Genomic DNA, 495 nt, shown 5'->3' with positions numbered 1-495 from the left:
TTTTTTGTTTTTATAGATTGCCACGCGTTGCGTTGCAATGCTCGCAATGACGGAGTAAGTGTGGATTGCCGTGTGCTAGATTTTTGCAACTTTTGACAAAGTCGCAAAAATCTAGCAATGATAAAGTATTTTCCCCTCCCTCCTTTTTTAATTGCGGAGGATTTTGCCTTTTTATTCCATCCCTTAGCACAAGTAGGACTTTTTTGTTCCCTCCCTTGCCAATGACAACAGCACACTTCACCCCTCCCGTGCAGAGTTGCAAACCTATTATTCCCACTCCCTTAGCACGAGGTGGATTAAATTACATTATTTCCCCCTCCCTTGCGGAGGGGGTTAGGGGGTGGGTATACCGTCATTGCAAGCGAATTTGTAAAATCCGCGTGGCAATCCATAAGTAAAAATAACATTGTCATACTGAGGTTTTGTAAGAAACTAAAGTATCTCGTCATTGCGAGTGAGTGAAAATAAGCGTGGCAATCTATGAGATATTTCACA

The 495-nt window shown here is 42.2% G+C and carries 2 protein-coding genes; both read right to left on the bottom strand.

Going from position 1 to position 495, the window contains the following annotated elements:
- The coding region (locus ACWIX0_RS14145) for a hypothetical protein (RefSeq protein ID WP_454174609.1) at positions 1 to 236 on the bottom strand (236 nt) is incomplete at its 3' end.
- A 60-nt stretch (positions 237 to 296) separates the two neighbouring features.
- Positions 297 to 495 (bottom strand): hypothetical protein (locus ACWIX0_RS14140; protein ID WP_454174608.1); only part of this gene is annotated, 199 nt, incomplete at its 5' end.

The sequence above is a fragment of the Helicobacter sp. T3_23-1059 genome (assembly GCF_053654515.1).
This window is presented reverse-complemented; position numbering and strand designations above follow the sequence as displayed.